Annotated in this window: 19 protein-coding genes; 8 read left to right on the plus strand and 11 right to left on the minus strand. The window is 71.4% G+C overall.

Annotated features, from left to right (window positions below):
- Positions 1-4 precede the first annotated feature (4 nt).
- The 3 genes from QMF98_RS12705 to QMF98_RS12715 form a co-directional block, all read right to left on the minus strand.
- The gene (locus QMF98_RS12705; protein ID WP_337973376.1) at positions 5-3,199 is read right to left on the minus strand and encodes an NAD(P)-binding protein; all 3,195 of its coding nucleotides are present in this window, start codon (positions 3,197-3,199) and stop codon (positions 5-7) included.
- A 205-nt stretch (positions 3,200-3,404) separates the two neighbouring features.
- Positions 3,405-3,767, minus strand: a complete 363-nt coding sequence (locus QMF98_RS12710; protein ID WP_337973377.1) for a thioredoxin family protein — start codon at positions 3,765-3,767, stop codon at positions 3,405-3,407.
- A 12-nt stretch (positions 3,768-3,779) separates the two neighbouring features.
- Positions 3,780-3,995: a YgaP-like transmembrane domain gene (locus QMF98_RS12715; protein WP_337973378.1), complete on the minus strand. Its 216-nt coding sequence runs from the start codon at positions 3,993-3,995 to the stop codon at positions 3,780-3,782.
- A 111-nt stretch (positions 3,996-4,106) separates the two neighbouring features.
- Here QMF98_RS12715 and QMF98_RS12720 point away from each other — a divergent pair, with 111 nt between their 5' ends.
- Complete coding sequence (locus QMF98_RS12720) at positions 4,107-4,430, plus strand: rhodanese-like domain-containing protein (RefSeq protein WP_337973379.1); 324 nt, start codon at positions 4,107-4,109, stop codon at positions 4,428-4,430.
- Between the two features lie 116 nt (positions 4,431-4,546).
- Here QMF98_RS12720 and QMF98_RS12725 read toward each other — a convergent pair whose 3' ends face one another.
- Positions 4,547-5,929 (minus strand): UTP--glucose-1-phosphate uridylyltransferase, encoded by a 1,383-nt coding sequence (locus QMF98_RS12725; protein ID WP_337973380.1) that lies wholly within the window; start codon positions 5,927-5,929, stop codon positions 4,547-4,549.
- Positions 5,930-6,106: 177 nt separating this feature from the next.
- On the opposite strand from QMF98_RS12725, the gene QMF98_RS12730 reads away from it, so the two are divergent.
- Complete coding sequence (locus QMF98_RS12730; protein ID WP_337973381.1) at positions 6,107-6,556, plus strand: methylglyoxal synthase; 450 nt, start codon at positions 6,107-6,109, stop codon at positions 6,554-6,556.
- Positions 6,557-6,710: 154 nt separating this feature from the next.
- Here QMF98_RS12730 and QMF98_RS12735 read toward each other — a convergent pair whose 3' ends face one another.
- Positions 6,711-6,866 (minus strand): hypothetical protein, encoded by a 156-nt coding sequence (locus tag QMF98_RS12735; protein WP_263729507.1) that lies wholly within the window; start codon positions 6,864-6,866, stop codon positions 6,711-6,713.
- Positions 6,867-7,080: 214 nt separating this feature from the next.
- Here QMF98_RS12735 and QMF98_RS12740 point away from each other — a divergent pair, with 214 nt between their 5' ends.
- The 5 genes from QMF98_RS12740 to QMF98_RS12760 all read left to right on the plus strand — a co-directional run bounded on the left by QMF98_RS12740 (position 7,081) and on the right by QMF98_RS12760 (position 13,560).
- Positions 7,081-7,968 carry an SDR family oxidoreductase gene (locus QMF98_RS12740; protein ID WP_337973382.1) on the plus strand — a complete coding sequence of 296 codons (888 nt, stop codon included), beginning with the start codon at positions 7,081-7,083 and terminating at the stop codon, positions 7,966-7,968.
- A gap of 109 nt (positions 7,969-8,077) precedes the next feature.
- Positions 8,078-9,019, plus strand: a complete 942-nt coding sequence (locus QMF98_RS12745; RefSeq protein WP_337973383.1) for an NAD-dependent epimerase/dehydratase family protein — start codon at positions 8,078-8,080, stop codon at positions 9,017-9,019.
- A 235-nt stretch (positions 9,020-9,254) separates the two neighbouring features.
- Positions 9,255-11,045, plus strand: coding sequence for a pectate lyase-like domain-containing protein (locus QMF98_RS12750; protein ID WP_337973384.1), 1,791 nt, complete (start codon positions 9,255-9,257; stop codon positions 11,043-11,045).
- Positions 11,046-11,368: 323 nt separating this feature from the next.
- The gene (locus tag QMF98_RS12755) at positions 11,369-12,670 is read left to right on the plus strand and encodes a HEPN domain-containing protein (protein ID WP_337973385.1); all 1,302 of its coding nucleotides are present in this window, start codon (positions 11,369-11,371) and stop codon (positions 12,668-12,670) included.
- 377 nt (positions 12,671-13,047) lie between these two features.
- On the plus strand, positions 13,048-13,560 hold the full coding sequence (locus tag QMF98_RS12760; protein WP_337973386.1) for a hypothetical protein: 513 nt from the start codon (positions 13,048-13,050) through the stop codon (positions 13,558-13,560).
- An 84-nt stretch (positions 13,561-13,644) separates the two neighbouring features.
- Here the strand turns inward: QMF98_RS12760 and QMF98_RS12765 are convergent, their stop codons facing one another.
- Both QMF98_RS12765 and QMF98_RS12770 read right to left on the minus strand, forming a co-directional pair.
- Complete coding sequence (locus QMF98_RS12765; protein ID WP_337973387.1) at positions 13,645-14,712, minus strand: glycosyltransferase family 9 protein; 1,068 nt, start codon at positions 14,710-14,712, stop codon at positions 13,645-13,647.
- Positions 14,709-14,948 (minus strand): hypothetical protein, encoded by a 240-nt coding sequence (locus tag QMF98_RS12770; protein ID WP_337973388.1) that lies wholly within the window; start codon positions 14,946-14,948, stop codon positions 14,709-14,711. Before QMF98_RS12770 ends, QMF98_RS12765 begins: the two co-directional genes overlap by 4 nt.
- Before the next feature lie 46 nt (positions 14,949-14,994).
- Between QMF98_RS12770 and QMF98_RS12775 the strand changes: the two genes are divergently transcribed.
- Positions 14,995-15,594: a TetR/AcrR family transcriptional regulator gene (locus QMF98_RS12775; protein ID WP_337973389.1), complete on the plus strand. Its 600-nt coding sequence runs from the start codon at positions 14,995-14,997 to the stop codon at positions 15,592-15,594.
- Here the strand turns inward: QMF98_RS12775 and QMF98_RS12780 are convergent.
- Genes QMF98_RS12780 through QMF98_RS12795 form a run of 4 tightly spaced genes read right to left on the minus strand, consistent with a single transcriptional unit; the run spans position 15,578 to position 19,090 of the window.
- Positions 15,578-16,504, minus strand: coding sequence for an NADP-dependent oxidoreductase (locus QMF98_RS12780; RefSeq protein WP_337973390.1), 927 nt, complete (start codon positions 16,502-16,504; stop codon positions 15,578-15,580). The two genes, QMF98_RS12775 and QMF98_RS12780, sit on opposite strands and share 17 nt — an antisense overlap.
- Positions 16,504-17,268, minus strand: coding sequence for a glycerophosphodiester phosphodiesterase (locus QMF98_RS12785; RefSeq protein ID WP_337973391.1), 765 nt, complete (start codon positions 17,266-17,268; stop codon positions 16,504-16,506). The genes QMF98_RS12780 and QMF98_RS12785 overlap by 1 nt, the downstream gene beginning before the upstream one ends.
- Entirely contained in the window at positions 17,265-18,041 is a 777-nt protein-coding gene (locus QMF98_RS12790) for a glycerophosphodiester phosphodiesterase family protein (RefSeq protein ID WP_337973392.1), read from the minus strand. Before QMF98_RS12790 ends, QMF98_RS12785 begins: the two co-directional genes overlap by 4 nt.
- Positions 18,038-19,090, minus strand: coding sequence for an alpha/beta fold hydrolase (locus tag QMF98_RS12795; RefSeq protein ID WP_337973393.1), 1,053 nt, complete (start codon positions 19,088-19,090; stop codon positions 18,038-18,040). Before QMF98_RS12795 ends, QMF98_RS12790 begins: the two co-directional genes overlap by 4 nt.

The following is a 19,090-nucleotide window of genomic DNA, read 5'->3' on the forward strand; positions in this document are numbered from 1 at the left end:
GGCCTCAGCCCTTCCGGGTCGGGGTGGTCACCGGCTCGCGCCGGAACGGTTCGTAGGCGGTGTGCAGCGCGTGGTGCGCCGCCGGGGAGTTCGGTTCCCCATAGGTCTCCTCGTACAGGCGCAGCACGTCCGGGTTCTCCTGGGACTTGCGGTAGCGAGACGTCTGGTCGATGTTCACCAGCACCTGCTGCCGGGCCGCCATCACGCCGACCTCGGACGGGACCGGGTGCCCGGCGCCGTTGATGCAGCCGCCCGGGCAGGCCATCACCTCGACCATGTCGTAACCGGTGTCCTCGCCCGCGACGATGCGCCGGACCAGCGGCTCGGCGTTGTTCAGGCCGCTGATCACCGCGACGCGCACGGTGGCGTCGCCGGCCTGCACGGTGGCCTCCTTGAAGCCCTCGAAACCGCGGACCTCCTCGAACTCCAGGCCCTCCACCAGCGGTTCGCCGGTCAGCTTCTCCACGGCCATCCGCAGGGCCGCCTCGGCGACGCCGCCGGATGCGCCGAACAGCACGCCGGCGCCGCTGACCAGGGAGTACGGCGCGTCGAACTCGCCCGGCTCGATGTCCTGCTTCTCCAGCCGCAGCATCTTGGCCATCTCGAGGAACTCGGTGGTGGTCAGCACGGCGTCCACGTCACGGATGCCCTCGGGGGCGAACTCCGGGCGCGCGGCCTCGTACTTCTTGGCCAGGCACGGCACGATCGAGACGACGTAGAGGTCGTCCAGGTCGATCCCGGCGCGGAACGCGTAGTGCCGCTTCACCGTCGCGCCCATCATCTGCTGCGGGGACTTGCAGCTGGACAGGTGCGGGATCATCTCCGGCCAGCGCCGCTCGACCAGGTTCACCCAGCCCGGGCAGCAGGACGTGAACAGCGGGGTCACGCCGCCGCCGGTCAGGCGACCGAGCAGCTCGGTGGTCTCCTCCATGATCGTGAGGTCGGCGGCGAAGGCGAAGTCGAACGCCTTGTCGAAGCCGATCTTGCGCATCATCCCGGCGATGAACGCCGACGCCTGGTCGAACGGGATGCCGAACTCGGCGGCGATCACGCTGCGGACGGCGGGGGCGACGAAGCCGACCACCGTCTTGGTCGGGTCGTTGATCGCCGTGAACACCCCGCCGCGCTCGCGCACGTAGTCCAGGGCGCCGCACGGGCACGCCCGCACGCACTGGCCGCACGACACGCAGTCGGTCTGGTTCAGCGGCAGGCCGTTGTGGGTGCCCACCGTCAGGCGTCCGTTCTCGAACTGGAACGCCAGGACGCCGGGGCCCTCGATCTCGGCACAGGCGGCGACGCAGCGGCCGCAGCTGATGCACTTGTTGTTGTCGCGGACGATGAACGGGTGGTCGCGCACCACCGGCTCGTAGGGCCGCACGTGCAGCGGTGCGGCGAACGTGACGGAGTGGGCGGTGGCCTGGCGGCGCAGGTCGCAGTCGTTCTGCTTGCCGCAGCCGCAGCTCAGGCAGCGCGCCGCCTCGGCACGGGCCTGCTCCTCCGTCAGGGTCTGCTCGACCTCCTCGAAGGTGCGGATGCGGCTGGCCACCGGCAGCTCGTCGGGGTGCACGCGCACGCGGCGCTCGCGCACCTCGAACTCGTCGCGCGGCAGGTCCTCCAGCGAGCCGCGGCTGCAGGAGTAGTCGTCCTGGCTGGGACGCACGTAGCCGCGGGTGAGGAACTCGTCGATCGCGGTGGCGGCACGCCGACCGGCGGCGACGGCCTGGATCACCGTGGCGGGGCCGGTGGCGCAGTCGCCGCCGGCGAAGATCTTCGACTCCGACGACTCCATGGTGCGGCCGTCGATGTCGATGTCGCCCCAGGCGTTCAGGCGCACCGGCAGGTCGTTGTAGAGGAAGCCGGTGTCGGTGCTCTGGCCGATGGCACCGATCACGGTGTCGGCCTCGATGATCGTGTCGCTGCCCTCGACCGGCACGGGACGACGCCGGCCGGAACGGTCCGGCTCGCCGAGTTCCATGCGCAGGCAGTGCAGCTGCTTGACGCCGCCGGCCTGCGTGATGCGGGTGGGCGCCGCGAGGAACGTCATCTCGACGCCCTCGTCGATCGCGGCCTCGACCTCCGCCGCCTCGGCCGGCATCTCGTCGCGCGTGCGCCGGTAGAGCAGCCGCACCTTCTCGGCACCGGCCCGCAGCGCGGTGCGGGCGCAGTCGATCGCGGTGTTGCCGCCGCCGATCACCACGACGGTGCGGCCCAGCGGCACCTCGACGCCCTTGGTGACCTCCTCGAGGTACTGGATGCCGAGCCAGACCCCGTCGAGGTTCTCGCCGTCCAGACGCAGCGGGGTGGCCCGCCACGAGCCGATGGCCAGGTACACCGCGTCGAAGTCGCGCTTGAGGTCCTCCAGCAGCAGCTGGGCGCCCAGCGCCTTGCCGGTGACGATGCTGACGCCCAGCGCCTCGATCACACCGATCTCACGGTCGAGCGTGCGCTTGGGCAGGCGGTACTCCGGGATGCCGTAGCGCATCATGCCGCCGGCCCGGTCCTGCTTCTCGAACACGGTGACCGCGTGGCCGGCGATGGCGGCGTAGTACGCCGCGGAGAGGCCGGACGGGCCGGCACCGATGACGGCGATCCGCTTGCCGGTCGGCTCGGCCACCCGCGGCACCCACGGCAGGCTGCGGCTCATGTCCCAGTCGGCGGCGAACCGCTTGACGTTGTTGATCGCGACGGGCTCGTCCACCAGGCTGCGACGGCACTCGGCCTCGCAGGGGTGGGGGCACACGCGGCCGCACACCGACGGGAACGGGTTGCGGTCCTTGATCACACGGACGGCGGCCTCGTAGTTGCCGTCGGCGACGTGCGCCAGGTACGTCTGGATGTCCACGTTCGCCGGACAGGTCTGCACGCACGGGGCGACGCAGTCCGCGTTGTGGTCGCACAGCAGCTGCTGGAGCCGGACCTTCCGGTACGCCTCGAGGCGCGGGGTGTGCGTGGTGATCACCATGCCGGGCCGCACGGGCGTCAGGCAGGCCTTCACGTCGCGGGGGTTGGTCTCCCCCACCTCGACGACGCACAGGCCGCAGCTGCCGTTGGACCGCTTGAGACGGATGTCGTGGCAGAGCGACGGGACCTCGATGTTCTCCTTGTCCAGGGCCTGCAGGATGGTCAGCCCGCCGAACACCTGGGTCTCGCGCCCGTTGACCGTGATGGTGATGCGGTCGTCGTCCGAGAGCTCGCGCATGCCGTGACCTCCGTTGGCCAGGACCTGCGTGCACCGCGTCGTCGCGCTGCCCGCCGTCGCCTGTTTCCGGACCGGCTCCGGTGCCGGTTCGGGTTCTGCTGCGACGGTACGGCGGCCCCCTGCCGACATCGTCGGACTTCGGACCTAGGGCAGCACGGGGCCCCGGTGCCGCTGTGCGGCCCGGGGCCTGGTCACCGGACGGACGTCAGTGGGTCTGCTCGGCCACCTTCCGGCGCACCTCGTCCATGTCGAGCGCGCGCGCCTGGGCGATCAGGTCGTCGAGGGCCCGACCGGGCAGCGCGCCCGCGTCCTCGAACAGCAGCACGCCGTCGCGGTAGATCATCAGCGTCGGGATCGCGCTGATGCCCAGACGACCGGCGAGCGCGTGCTCGGCCTCGGTGTCCAGCTTCGCGAACGTGATGTCAGGGTTCTTCTCGGAGGCCTTGCTGAACACCTGGGCGAACATCCGGCACGGTGCGCACCAGGAGGCCCAGCAGTCGACCAGGACGATGCCCTCGGCGTCGACGGTGGGCTGGAACGTGCTCGCGGTGAGGTCGACGGTCGCCATCAGGGATCCCGCTCAGCGCGCCACGCGGTCGGCCGGCCGCGTCGACAGGTGCAGGGCCTTGTACAGCGGGCAGAACCCGACGGCGGCGGTGCCGGCCAGCAGCGCGGCCAGGACGATCAGCACCACGCCGAGCGCGCTGCCGACCCCGACCTGCAGCAGGACGACCACCAGGACGACGGCCGCGACCGCTCGCACGATCCGGTCGGTGGAACCCATGTTGCGTGGCACGACGAGCCTCCAGTCTCCGCCGAGTCGGCACCGGTCCGACGGACCGCGCCCCCCTACCTCGTCGAGAACCTATGGTATACCCCTGGGAGTATCCAGCGACAAGGAGGAACCGTGTCCGAGGTCGACCTCGCCGCCTTCGCGGCAGCCCACGCCGACGGCGCGCTCGTCATCGACGTCCGCGAGCCGCACGAGTACGTCGACGGTCACGTGCCGGGCGCACGGCTGCTGCCGGTGGACCACGTGCCGCTGCGCACCACCGAGCTGCCGCGGCGCGAGCGCGTCTACGTCGTCTGCGAGAGCGGCAACCGGGCGCGCTCGGTCGTCGGCATGCTGCGGGCGCAGGGTCTGGACGCCCTCAGCCTGCGGGGCGGCACCGCCGCCTGGCGCGCTGAGGGCCGGCCCCTGGTCACGGGCCCGCGCGCCAACCTGGGCTGACGTTCGCCGGACCCTTGCCTTCCCCTCGCCGCCCGTTCCTGGAGTCGCGAGTCGCGGCGGGTGGGCCCGGACCCGCCGCGGAGTCGTACGCTCCGCGGCGGGCCGGCGCCCGAGAGTCAGCCGCCGAGGCGGGTGCCCTCCGGCACGTAGCGGGGGGTGCCCTCGTCGGCCAGCGTCACGTCGCCCGTGGCGACCACGCCGCGCGCGAACGTCCAGTCGCCCCGCACGGTGAACGAGCTCGCCCCGCGCAGCGACGGTGCACCGGCCGGGAAGTGCGCGTCGAACGCCGAGATCGTCTTGTAGTGCGTCGAGTCGAGGTCGACCAGCGGCGCCGGCTCGGTGACCAGGTCCAGCGTCGCCGTCTCGGACAGCTGGTAGGCGTCGGACCGCAGCAGCAGCAGGTCGTTGGTCGTCTTCACCGGCAGGAAGCGGGAACGCGGGACGACGATGGCGGTGGCGCCCTCGAACACCTCGATCGCGGCGCCCATGGCGGACTCGACCTGGATCACCTGCGGGGACGACGGGTCCGTCGGGTCCACCGTCTTGGAGTTGCGGATCATCGGCAGGCCGAGCACCCCGTGCCGCTCGTTGAGCGTGCGGCGCAGCGCCGCCAGGTCGAACCACAGGTTGTTGGTGTGGAAGTACGGGTGCCGGTGCTCGTCGGTGAAGTAGTCCATCTCCTCCGGCGCCGTCTGCGCGGTGTCGCGCAGCACCAGCCGGCCGTCCGAGCGGCGGATCGCCAGGTGGCCGCCCTTGCGGTCGGCGGCGGTGCGGCGGCACAGCTCGGCGGCGTAGGGGGCGCCCGACTCGGCGAACCAGCCGGCGATGCGCGGGTCCGGGGCGGCACCGAGGTTGTCGGAGTTGGACACCGACGCGTACGCGAAACCGGCGTCGAGCAAGGCGTCGAGCACGCCGGACGCCTCGATGGCCGTGTAGAGGTCGCCGTGGCCGGGCGGGCACCACTCGAGCGACGGGTCGGCGGGCCACGAGACGGGCGTCAGGTCGTCCGCGCGCAGCTTGGGCTCGCGGTTCTGCAGGAAGTCGAGCGGCAGCTCGCCCACCTTGAGGTCCGGGTAGGCCGCCAGCGCGTCCAGGCTGTCCTGCTGGGTGCGGAACGAGTTCATCAGGATCAGCGGCAGGCGGGCGCCGTACCGGGTCCGGGCGGTGCGCACCTGCCGGGCGATCACGTCGAGGAAGCTCAGCCCCTCGCGCACCGGCAGCAGCGACTTGGCGCGGTCCATGCCCATCGAGGTGCCCAGGCCGCCGTTGAGCTTGATGATCGCGGTGCGGGCGAGGGCGTCACGGGCGTCCGTCGGCGGCACCTCGACGGCGTCCAGGCTCGGCGGGTCCAGCAGCGGGGTGATGTCGTCCTCGCGGATCAGGCCCGTCGCCCCTGCCTCGAGGTCGCGGTAGTACCCGGCGAACACCTCGACCGCCGCGGGCGCGACGCCAGCCGCACGCATCTTCTCCACGGCCAGCCGCAGACCCTCGTCGCTCATCTCAGCCCTTCCGCAACCCGTCGCAGTGCCGACCGGCACCGGCCACCGAGCAGTATCGCGTGGCAACCCGTGGAAGGGGCGACCGGGGACGGCCCGCGACCCGCCCGCTAGGTTGGGCCACGCCCGCATGGACGGACGGCCCGCGGGCGGTCGGAGCGACGCGAAAGGAGGACGACGATGGCCGGGTACGCGCACAACATCGCCCTGGTTGCCCACGACAACAAGAAGGTGGAGCTGCTGCGCTGGGCGGAGTTCAACCGCGGCACGCTGTCCCACCACCACCTCTACGCCACCGGCACCACGGGCACCATGCTCGAGTACGAGCTGGGGCTGCCCGTGACCCGGCTGCTGTCCGGCCCCGTGGGTGGCGACCAGCAGATCGGCGCCAAGATCGCCGAGGGCGCGATCGACATGCTCGTCTTCTTCTGGGACCCGCTGGAGCCCCAGCCGCACGACCCGGACGTCAAGGCCCTGCTGCGCATCGGCGCGGTGTGGAACGTGCCGATGGCGTGCAACGTCGCCACCGCGGACATGCTGATCTCGTCCCCGCTGCTGGCCACCGACTGGAACGCGAACCGGCCTGACATCACGCCGCGCGGCTGGGAGGGTTCGGCGCCGGTCGCCTGAACCGGCCGAGCGGGCCGAGCGGGCCGACGGGAAAACGCGCGCCCACATTGTGAACACGCGCACATGTGAAAGGGCGGCGGCGAGACGCGTTCACGTCTGCACCGCCGCCCTCCTGCAGTCGCGCCCCCTGGCGCGCCACATTTGGCCTACCGGCTTACACGGTCGAGCGACCGCGACCCACCAGCCAACCGATCAGGCTGATGACCAGCAGGGCGATTCCGATCCACAGCAGGATCTTCGCTGCCGTGACGGCGACGCCGAGGACGATCATCACGACGCCGACGATGATGAGAATGAGCCACAGAGCCATGGGACAGCTCCCTTCGCTGAGCGGACGGCGGCGGTAAGCCACCTGGGAAAGATCGTCACCCGGCTTTCACAGGTTCGCATCCGGAACGATTCGGACCGCCGGCGCCCGGGGTCTGCGGGGACGCCTTCTGACCGTTCGCACGGGCCGTCCGAGGGGCTCGCGCGGGCCCTCGTCCCCAGATGCGGGGGCCTGCGGGCCGGGTGATGGTGGAGGCATGACCACCTCCGCAGACCCGGGCTCGACGCGCGGCCCTGAGGGCTTCCCCGCACAGCAGCAGCAGCCGCCGGGCCACACCGACCCGATGGTCCCCGACCCGGACCACGGCGAGCAGAGCTACACCGGCTCGGACAAGCTGGTGGGCAAGCGCGCCTTCATCACCGGCGGGGACTCCGGCATCGGACGGGCCGTGGCCATCGCGTTCGCCCGGGAGGGTGCCGACGTGGCGATCGGCTACCTGCCCGAGGAGCAGGACGACGCCGAGGAGACGCGCGACTGGGTGCAGAAGGCGGGCCGCACGTGCGTGCTGGTGCCGGCCGACCTGACCGACGAGCGGCAGGCGCGTGAGTCCGTCCGCACCGCGGTGTCCGGGTTGGGCGGACTCGACATCCTGGTCAACAACGCCGGGTACCAGATGGCCCGCCGCGAGTCGATGGCGGACATCACCACCGAGGACCTGGACCGCACCATGCGGACCAACCTCTACGCGATGTTCTGGGTGACGCAGACGGCGCTGGAGCACCTGGGCAGCGGCGCCTCGATCATCAACACGACGTCGATCCAGGCGTACCAGCCGTCGACGTCGCTGCTGGACTACGCCTCGACCAAGGCCGCGATCACCAACTTCACGGTGAACCTCGCGGCGGAGGTCGGGGCGAAGGGCATCCGGGTCAACGCCGTCGCGCCCGGGCCCATCTGGACGCCGCTGCAGCCGGCGACGCAGCCCGTCGAGAAGCTGGAGAAGTTCGGCAGCGACACCCCGCTGGGCCGGGCCGGGATGCCGGCCGAGGTGGCGCCGGCGTACGTCTTCCTCGCGGCGGACTCCACCGGGTCGTACGTCTCGGGGACGGTGCTGGGCGTGACCGGCGGCAAGCCGGTGTTCTGACCGAGAGCGGCGGCCGGGTGGACGTGCGGGTCCCCCGGCCGCTCGGCGGTCGGTGGGGTGGTTGTGGGTTCGGCCGATCGAGGAGGTTCGGATGCGGGTGGAGCGCGGCGTGAGCAGTGAGGGCCGGGTGGTGGTCACCGGTGGCGCCGGGTTCCTGGGCAGCCACCTGTGTACCGAGCTGCTGGACCGGGGCGCCGAGGTGGTGTGCCTGGACAGCGTCCTCACCGGCTCGCCCGCCAACGTCGCGCACCTGATCGACAACCCGCGGTCCCACCTGACGCGGTGCGACGTCACCGACTTCGTGCACGTGCCCGGACCGGTGGACGCCGTGCTGCACTTCGCCTCCCCCGCCTCGCCGGTGGACTACCTGCAGCTGCCGATCGAGACGCTCAAGGTCGGGTCGATCGGTACCGGGCACGCCCTCGGGCTGGCCAAGGACAAGGGCGCCCGGTTCCTGATCGCCTCGACGTCCGAGGTGTACGGGGACCCGCAGGTGCACCCGCACTGGGGTCACGTGAACCCCGTCGGCCCGCGCGGCGTGTACGACGAGGCGAAGCGCTACGGCGAGGCGCTGACCACCGCGTACCGCAGCGCGCACCGCGTGGACACGGCGATCGTGCGGATCTTCAACACCTACGGGCCGCGCATGCGCCCGCACGACGGGCGGGCGATCCCCACGTTCATCCGGCAGGCGCTGGCCGGCGAGCCGGTGACGGTGGCCGGGGACGGCAGCCAGACGAGGTCCGTGTGCTACGTGGACGACCTGGTGCGCGGCGTGCTGGGGCTGCTGGACAGCGGGCACTCGGGGCCGATGAACATCGGCAACCCGCGCGAGCTGACCGTGCGGCAGATCGCGGAGGACGTGGTGGCGGCCACCGGCGCTCGCTCTCGCATCGACTTCATCCCGCGGCCGGTGGACGACCCGGAGGTGCGCCGTCCGGACACGGGGCTGACGACCGAGGTGCTCGGGTGGGCGCCGGAGGTCGAGTGGGAGGAGGGCCTGGAGCGGACCGTGGGCTGGTTCACCACCGCGCTGAGCCGCACGGCATGAATTGCCCGTCGGGCGAACTATTCGTCCGGTGATTTTGCGTGTCGCCAGGGTGGGAGCGCTTCCGTTGACACCGGTCCAGGCCTTTCTGATACTGGCGGCAGGCGCCTCGCGCGCCGCGGCACCATCAATGCAGATGGTCGCTACTTACCAGCCGGAAAGGCGGTCGCACGTGCGATCACGTGGTGAGAACCTGCGTCAAGAGAGCGCTCCCAGGCGCCGAGTAGCAGTCGTGGGGGTGACGTTCCTCGGGCTGGCGCTCAGCACCGGCCTGGCGGCCGCACCCGCGGTTGCGGCCGACCCGCACCAGGGCGGCAGCGCGACGGACCTCGGCGCGAACGTCGTCGTCTTCACGCCGTCGATGTCGACGGCGGACATCCGGGCCCGCGCCCAGGCGATCTACGCCCAGCAGTCCGACAGCGAGATGGGCACCGGCCGCTACGCGCTCCTGTTCGAGCCGGGCACCTACGGTTCGGCGAGCGACCCGCTGGACATCCCCGTCGGCTACTACACCGAGGTGGCCGGTCTGGGCCAGGACCCGTCGGCCGTCACCATCAACGGTGGCGTCACCGCCATCGGCAAGAACGGCTCGGGGTCGCTGGACATCTTCTGGCGGTCCGTCTCCAACCTGACCATCCACGTGGTGCCCACCGCGGACGGCTGCCACACCGGCAACGAGATGTGGGCCGTGTCGCAGGCCGCGCCGATGCGGCGGGTGGACGTGAAGGACTACACGACCTTCATGCCGTACTGCGAGAACCCGAACTACGCGTCCGGCGGGTTCGTCGCTGACTCGTTCCTCGAGGGCGGCGCGCTCAACGGCTCCCAGCAGCAGTTCTACGTGCGCAACACCAACCTGGGCGGCGGCTGGTCCAACTATGTCTGGAACCAGGTGTTCTCCGGTGACGTGAACGCGCCGGCGCAGGACTTCGGCAACGGCGCCGCGTACACCACGCTCGCCACGACGCCGGTGAGCAAGGAGAAGCCGTACCTCTACACCGACACAGCGGGCAGCTGGAACGTCTTCGTGCCGTCGGTGCAGCACGACTCCGTCGGGACGACGTGGGCCAACGGCCACACGCCCGGCACCTCGGTGCCGCTGAACCGGTTCTTCGTTGCGACCCCGTCGGACTCCGTCAGCACCATCAACGCGGCGCTGGCCCGCGGCCTGAACCTGCTGCTCACTCCCGGCGTCTACGACGTCAGCTCGCCCATAAAGGTGAAGCGCGCCGGCACCGTGGTGCTGGGCCTGGGCATGGCGACGCTGACGGCGACCCACGGCAACACCGTGCTGACCACGGCCGACGTGCCGGGCATCGACATCGCCGGGATCACCGTCGACGCCGGTGCGGTGAACTCGCCGGTGCTGGTGCAGATCGGCACCAAGAACGGCAACAACGGCCGGCCGCACGACGGCGCCGCCGACCCGGTCGCCCTGCAGGACGTGTTCTTCCGCATCGGCGGGCCGCACGTCGGCAAGGCGGCCCTGGCGCTCGAGGTGAACACCGACCACGCCGTGCTCGACGACCTGTGGGTGTGGCGCGCCGACCACGGCGTCCCCGGCTCGGTGGGCTGGACCGTCAACACCGCCGACACCGGCCTCGTGGTCAACGGTGACGACGTCACCGCGACCGGCCTCTTTGTCGAGCACTTCCAGAAGTACAACGTCATCTGGAACGGCAACGGCGGAAAGGTGCTCTTCTTCCAGAACGAGCTCCCCTACGACCCGCCGACGCAGGCCGACTACCAGCACGACGGAATTCTGGGATACGCGGCGTTCAAGGTGGCCGACTCGGTTTCCACCTTTACCGGGTACGGCATGGGCAGCTACATCTACACGAACGTGAACCCCGACATCCACGTGTCGCACGCCTTCGAGGTGCCCGTGAACGACGGTGTACGGCTGCACGACCTGCTGACCATCAACCTCAGCGGGCCGGGGACCATCGACCACGTGGTGAACGACACCGGCGGGCCGGTCAGCGACGCCAACAAGGACGTGGCGAGCCAGGTGGTCAGCTTCCCGTGATCGGGGTGATGGCTCGGTAGCGATTGACGCGGCGGCCCCTGGAGCGGAAGCTCCAGGGGCCGCCGTGCTATCCGAAGACTCCAAACGACTCGCTCCCACCAAGTGCGGCGGAGGAGAGTCTCTTGACCACCCGAGGCACCAGTGCGCATTCGAGAGGTCTTGGCATACGTCCATAAGCCAGCTCTCCGGTCGTGCAGTACGAAGTACCACTGAGGCTCTCTCCCGACTCCAGGTCGTCGCAGCCAGCAGTGGTCCATCCGGCGTGAGGGCGCGCCAACCGGTCTCGCCATGCCACCCGAGTTCAACGCTTCTCGCGTCGCCGCGTGGTGCAGACTGACTCCGTGACTGTTCATGGCATCAGGGCGTTGACGGAGCTCGCGATTGCGATGTTCGACGCCACGCGCGACATCGCAGATACCCTGAGGAATAATTTCAGAACCGGTTTCGGCGACCCTATCCTCGATGGCGCACTATTCCCGAACGGCGCAATTCCCGAACTGTATGGCGGGCCAGCGCTAACGCAGGCCGTCGAAGCTCTAGGAGCGGACCCCACCATGGAGCCCCTCCTGCCGCGCGAAGGTGAATTCGACCCATCCCTCAGCACAGCCATGGGTGGCTCTAGACAGGACTTTCGAGGCCTCGTCAAGTCCCTTGTCGCTTCCGCGCTGAGAATTATGTACTTCGATTCTGCGGAACAGACGCATTCTGTGCTGATAGAGCAGGTGCTAAGGAACTACGAGTCACTGAAGCGGGTTGCCCGTGGTGAGCCGATTTCAGTTAGGATAATTCACGGGATCGGTGGAGTCATTTTGCCCCCGGAGGCAAGAATCGTGACACCTTGGGGGACCGTGACACCGGCACCCCAGCCTGTGAACCCGGTCCTCTACGGAATGAACGCTTTCCGTCCACCGACCACCGCGCTGCTACTTCGCGACTACACAACGACGGTCGCGGTCTCGCGAGACGAGTTCCCCAGACCCGCGCCCGACGCGGAGCTATTTGCCACAGCGCAGAGGATTACGGAACTGTTGCCACTCTCATTCGCACTGGCCATCGAAGGGGATAGACACTGCGCCCCGATGCTTACGTTCACGACTGCAGTACAGCCATTCACAGCGAGCTTTGGCGCAACCTCTTCGGGCAGGCTAGGACCGCCGTGGCAGCAGACGACCGTGGAGAAAAGCGACGTCCCCGCAGTTGAGGACTGGGCCAGGAGGATAAACTCGCGCCACGTCGAAAACCTTCAGGTCACGGCGCGGAGGATCGTCTCGGCCATCGCAGAGCGCACCGATAGAAGCGATGCCCTGGTGGATGCGGTCATGGCATGGGAAAGCCTCGTCGGAACAAAGAATGAAACAGTGTTCCGGGTGACGGCGGCGTTGTCCAAACTACTTGCCACGAGCCCAAGCGAGCGTCGCTCCCTACGAAGGGAACTGGCCAATACCTACGACATTCGCAGCCGAGTGGTTCACGGGGATGTCGTGGACGACGGGAAGGTCAGCCTTGAGGCAGACAATGCAATCGAGGTTGCTTTGTCTGCAACCCGGGCCCTCTACCGGCGGGCACCCGAGTGGCTCACGTACACGAGCAACGAGCGAGCTGATCGACTAATCCTGGAGGAGTAGACCTAGCTTCGGCCCGCGGCTGTGGGCAATCGAGGCAGGGCCGATTCACGCGCTGGCCGTCTCCGCGGGCGCCCCTCACGGGTGTGGCGATGCCAGACTCGCTCCTGTGACCGACCGTGGACGCGATCCGAGGCCCGACCAAGAGGTGTGGTGGGAGGGCCTCAAGTCGGTCCAGGCCGCGCTGATGCAGATCCACCGGTTCCAAGAGGTATTCGGTGAGCGGGTCCGCGCAGAGTCCGACGCCGAGACTCGCGCCCGAGCGGCGGGTGATCCGCCTGACGACCCGTGGCGGCAGCACTACGACGCCATGGAGCCGTACGACCCTGATCGCCCCCTTCGTGTGCCCTCGTGGGCGTTGCGAATGCAGGCATCGTCTGATGCTCGACTTCCTGCTCGTTGCCATTCGCGGCGTGTTGCGCGCGCAGGCGAAGATCCCCGAGGCGATCCGACCAGAGATGGCGGACCAGCAGATGCTCAAGCACATGCGCGACGTCGCGGAACACTTCGACGTCGTGCCAGAGGCGACGAAGCGCCTAGCGAACCAGTTTCCGACCGTCAACACCGGCCAAGTCGCCTGGACAACCAAGGAGATCTGGATCGGAGGATTGGAGGGCGTGCCGTTGTCCCGTGTCCAATCGTGGCTCTGGCGCGTTCATGAGGCTCTGGTGACTTGCCTAGCGGGCGTAGGCATAGACGTCCCTGACGACCTTCTTGCGTCCTACGTCGAAGGTGACGACGCGTTGAAGTGGCCCTCGGAGCGATTGAGGTTCCACTGGTCGCTGCCGACGATGGACGAGCGCGATTGGCCGCGCGAGCCAATGCCCGAGGCTCTGCAGGCGCTGCTCGCTCAGCGATGGGCCACGCAGCGCACCCGTGACCCGAAGGACTAGCTGTACTGAGTCGCATCCGGTGCCGCCGTAGGAATGGCAGCGACAGGAAGAGGAGGTCGGGATCTAGGCCCCGCGTCGCGGAGGTCAGTGTTCGGAGGGGCGTAGCCCGGTTCGAAACACCTCTTCAGCCGTGACGTCCGCTAATGCCGAGTCGATTCCGCCTTCATGGGGGTCGCCCCGGTGAGTTTGGTCGCCGTGCCAGAGGACGGTGTGGATGTGCTCGTCGATGGCGGGGCCCCAGTGTTGGGGTGGGGTCGGGCCGAAGAGGAGGACCGACGGGGTGCAGAGGGCCGTCGCTAGGTGGGCTACGCCGGTGTCGCCGCAGATCAGGAGCGCGGCGTGGGCGACCAGGTTCGCGAGGCCCGGGATGGTGAGGGTGCCGGCGCGGGTCTCGATGAGGCGAGCGGCCGGTGCTGAGTCCCCGGTGAGGAGGGCGCGAGCATCCGTGACGACGCGGGTCGCCAGGTCGACCTCGTCGGGACCGCCGGTGACGAGCACACGGCGGCCCTCCGAGGCGAGCGCGGCCGCGACGGCGGACCAGCGGTCGGCCGGCCATCGTCGGGAACCCGATGACGCGCCCGGGTGCAGCAGGACGGCTCCCGCGTCCTCGTCGGCACCCCCGGGCGGCAGCGTCAGGCGGAGGTCGTCGCGGCCGCACTCTCCGCCGGCCCAGCGGACCAGGCGGCACCAGCGGTCGACCTCGTGCTCGTCGGCGCGCCACACCGGGCCGTCCGGAAGGCCGTCCGTCGCGAAGGCGACCAGACGGCTGGGCCGGGTGGCGGCCAGCACCGCGTGGCTCTGCGGGCCGCGGCCGTGCAGGTTCACCGCGAGGTGACCACCACCGGCCAGCTCCGGCGGCAGCACCTGCGGCTCCAGCCCCGCAGCGGGCATCACCTCGTCGGCCACGCCCAGGTCACGCAACCAGGTGCCGATCCCCACAGGCCCGGCGAGCCACAGCCGGCGGTTCGGCCAGGCTCGCCGAACGCCACGGAGTGCAGCGACGCCGGTGAGGGCGTCGCCCAGCCCGAGGGCCCGCAGCACCAGCACGTCGCCGGACATCTCGGCCGAGCCAGCCCCGAGAGCCCCAGCCGCCGCAGCAGTCCCAGCCGCCACCGCCGTCGTCACGACGTCGTCGGGCGCCGCGCCGCTCACGGCCAGGAGCTCTCCCCCAGCGCCATCACCAGCATCTCCCGGATCTCCGAGCCGACCGGCTGCCGCAGGGCGGTCAGCACGGCGCCCGGCGTCGCCGCCGGGTCGTTGAGCTGGGCATCGGGTCCCGCCCCGTACTGAAGCCGCGCAGCGCCAGCGTGGAGCCGACCGTGACGATGGTGCCGTGCGTGCGCTCCAGCGACGGCAGCGCGCACCGCGAGGCGCCGCCACGCTGACACGCCGGTACGGTCCGGCGCGGCCTCCGCGCACGGCTACCCTGCTCGGGTGGTGGGCACGGGTCAGGACTCCGGAGGGCTGCGGAGCCGCATCCTCCAGGCCACGCGACAGCTGCTGATCGAGGGACGCGACCCCCGCCTCGTCAGCATCGCGCGTGTCTGCGCACGGGCGGCGTGCACGCCGCCGTCTCTGTACCACTACTTCGCCACCAAGGACGACCTGCTCAGCGAGGTCTGCGACGGCGTGATGCGCGAGTTCATGTCCGGTCTGCAGCGCCAGGTCGCCACCATCGCGGACCCTCTCGAGGAGCTCGCCGCCCGCGGCACCGCCTACCTCGAGTGGGGGCTCGCCAACCCGGGCGAGTACCGCGTGCTGTTCGACCGCCCCAGCTGGGCGGTCGCGGGCGAGCAGCGGTCCTCGGACGCCAGCAACGGCCTCGCGGAGCTGGTGGACAACGTGGTGCGGTGCCGGATCGCGGGCAAGCTGTCCACCGACACCGACCCGTTCATCCAGGCGCTCGCGCTGTGGGGCGAGGTGCACGGTCTGACGATGCTGGCGATCGCCAACCCGAACATCCCGCCGCACGTGCTGCACGGCGCGCTGCAGGCGTCGCAGGCCTGGCAGCTGGGGGTCAGCCCGCGGGCGTGACGACGAGCTTGCCCTGCACGTGACCGTCACGCAGCCGCGCGTACGCCTGCCGCACCGCGTCCAGCTCCAACCGGTAGCGGCCCGCGATCGGCACCCGCACCCGTCCGGCGGCCACCAGGTCCAGCACGTGCGCCACGTCCTGCGACGTCGCGTGCGCACCGCCGGTGGACACCGCGCCCTGGAGCCGGTCCGGCGGTGCAGCGATCGAGGCGATCCGCTCCACCGGCACGCCGAGCTCGATGCCGGCCGTCACGTACTCCGGCCCGTGCAGGTCCAGCACGGCGGTCACCGGCCCCGGTGCCGCGGCGCGCACCCGGTCCACGAGCCCGTCGCCGTGCGTCACGGGCACCACCCCGAGGTCGCGCAGCAGCGGGTGGTTCGCCTCGCCGGCCACGCCGAGCACGTGCACGCCGAGGTCCACCGCCAGCTGGGCGGCGATCAGCCCCACGCCGCCGGCGGCGGCGCTGAGCAGCAGCACGTCGCCCGGGCCCACGCCCACCGCGGCGAGGCCGGCCACCGCCGCCCGGCTCGCCACCTGCAGCGCACCGGCCACCACCGGGTCGACCCCCTCGGGCACCGGCAGCACCGCATCCGTCACGTCCAGCACCAGCACGTCGGCCAGAGCCCCCTCGGGCACCTGCGCACAGACGGTGTCGCCGACCGCGAACCGGTCGACCCCCGCACCGACCTGGTCCACCACCCCGGACACGTCGTGCCCCACGCCGCGAGACCCGTCGGGCCCTGACCCGCGCGCGAACAAGCCCGCGAACGCCTTCCAGTCGGCCGGGTTCAGTCCGGCGGCCGTCACCCGGACACGCAGCTGACCCGGGCCGGCCACCGGGTCCGGGCCCTCGACCAGCCGGAGCACCTCCGGTCCGCCGTAGACGTCGTAGCGGATGCTGCGGGCCATCAGCGCTCCCCCGCCCGGGCGGCCAGCCACCCGCGCAACCGGTCCGGGCGGTTGGTGATCACGGCGTCCACCCCCAGCGCCTGGGCCTCGGCCCACATCCACGGCTCGTCGAGCGTCCACACCATCACCTGCCGACCGGCGGCGTGCTGCGCCTCGACCAGGTCGGGGTGCGTCTGCAGCAGCCGACCGTCGGGGTTGCACGTCATCACCCCGAGCCGCGAGCAGAGCGCGTCGAGCGCCGCCAGGTGGGGCGCACCGTCCGGCCCCAGCGGCAGGTCCTCCACCAGCAGCCCGCGGTGCAGCTGCGGGGCCACCTCGCGCAGGGCGGCGACGCTGCCGGGCTCGAAGCTCTGTCCGACGACCCGCGGCAGCAGCCCCGCTTCGGCGAGCGGGCCCAGCAGCAGCCGCACCCGGTCGGGCGTCCACACGCCCTTGAGCTCCAGCAGCAGGTCGGTGCGGGGGTGGCGGACCAGCAGGTCGACCACCTCGTCCAGCACCGGCACCCGCTGACCGGCGTAGGCGGGGGCGAACCACGAGCCCGCGTCCAGGGCGCGCACCTGGTCCAGGGTCAGCGTGTCCACCCGGCCGGTGCCGTCGGTGGTGGCGTCCACCTCGTCGTCGTGGATCACCACGGCGTGCCCGTCGGCCGTCAGCTGCACGTCGAGCTCGATCGCGTCGACCCCCGCCGCGCAGGCCGCCTCGAACGCCGCCAGCGTGTTCTGCGGCGCCACCGAGCTGTTGCCCCGGTGCCCGATCACCCTCATGCCCACACCCCTCGCTCCCGCAGCACCTGCGCCAGCAGGTCCGCCCGGTCGCTGACCAGGCCGTCCACCCCCAGCTCGAGCAGCCGCCGCATCTCCTCCGGCTCGTTCACCGTCCACACGTGCACCTGCAGCCCGGCCCGGTGCGCGGCGGCGACGGTGCGCCGGTCCACCACCGTCACGCGCCCCTGCGCCACCGGCACCTGCAGGCAGTCCACCGACCGCACCGCGCGCCGCAGGCCGCCGGCCGGCAGCCCGGTGCGCGCGCCGACGACGAACGCCGCCACCTCGCTGGTCGCCGCGGACGTCGCCACGGGCCGGGACAGCCCGGCCAGCGTCGCCAGCCGACGCCGCACCGAGAACGACGCGATGCACACCCGGTCGTGCGATGCCGTGCGCTCCACCGCCGCGACGACTGGCGCCACGGCCGACGCCGCCTTCACGTCGATGTTCACCCGCAGGTCGGGGGTCAGCCCGAGCACGTCCTCGAGCAGCGGCACCGGCTCGGCACCGCCGATCCGCGCCTCCCGCACGCGGGACCACGGCAGCTCCCGCACGCGCCCGTGCGCGTCGGTGGTGCGGTCCAGCGTCTCGTCGTGCAGCGCGACCGCCACGCCGTCGCTCGTCGCGTGCGCGTCCGTCTCCACGTAGCGGAACCCCAGGTCGACGGCTGCCGCGAAGGCCGCCAGCGAGTTCTCCAGCCCCTCCCGGGAGAACCCGCGGTGCGCCAGCGCGACGAACCCGCTCGGGTCCGCGAGGTAGCCGGTCGCCGTCACCGGCGCGCCCGTTCGTCGAGGAACCGGGTCATCGCGGCGAGGTAGGCCGTGCGCGGCGCCTGCGCCGAGAGCGCCAGGTCGTGCACCGCGCCGGGGAACGACCGCACGGTCACGTCCCGCCCCAGACCGGGCGCCCGACGGCTGATCGCCCGCACGTCCAGCACGGTGTCCTGCTCGTCCAGCGCGGGGTTGTCGGCGCGGTCCGGGCCCGACATCGCGGCGTGCCCCACCAGCACCGGGCAGCCGATCTCCAGCCCGCGCGACACGCGCGCCTGCGCCGACAGCACCGCCGCGAGCCACCCGGCGCGGACCGGCACGCCGTCCGGCCGCTTGAGGGTGGTGTCGAACTCCCACCGCCCGCCGTTGGCCGCCAGCAGGTGGCTCGCGTACACCGACGGCCCCGAGGAGACGACTGTCAGCGGCGCCGTGCGCGCCAGCACGCGCAGCACCCGGTCGGTGACGCGCGGCACCCACGACCGTCCCAGCGCGAGGAACGGGCTGTTCAGCACCAGCGCGTCCGGGCCGCCGTGCACGCGGTGCGCGTGCGCCCACAGCGCCGCGACCAGGCCACCCATGGAGTGCGCGTGCACCGCCACCGGCACTGCGGGGTGCAGCCCGCGGGCCACCGCGACGGCGGCGCCGAGGTCGGCGGCCTGCTCCCGCACGTCGTCCAGGTAGTGCGGCACCTCCTCCGGCCGCCACGACCGTCCGGCGCGCCGGACGTCCACCGCGAGGAACGCCCAGCCGGCGTCCTCGACGGCCGCGGCGAGGTGCTCGGCGAAGAAGTAGTCGTTGTAGCCGTGCAGGTGCACCACCACCCCGCGCGGCGGCCGCCCGCGTCGCAGCCGGCCGGCCGGGGCGCGCCGGACGACGGTCAGCACGGGGTCGGTCCGGCCCGCGGCCGCGGAGGCGAGCGGCCGCCCCGGCGCGGGCGGCCCGGCGGGCAGCCGGGTGGCGACGAAGCCGTCCAGCTGCTCGTCGTCCACCCAGTGCAGGCCGCCCGCCGCCGCGTCCATCGCCGGCGACCACAGCAGCGTCCGCAGCCTCAT

Origin of the sequence: Cellulomonas sp. NTE-D12, assembly GCF_027923705.1 — a bacterium.
Lineage (GTDB): Bacteria > Actinomycetota > Actinomycetes > Actinomycetales > Cellulomonadaceae > Cellulomonas.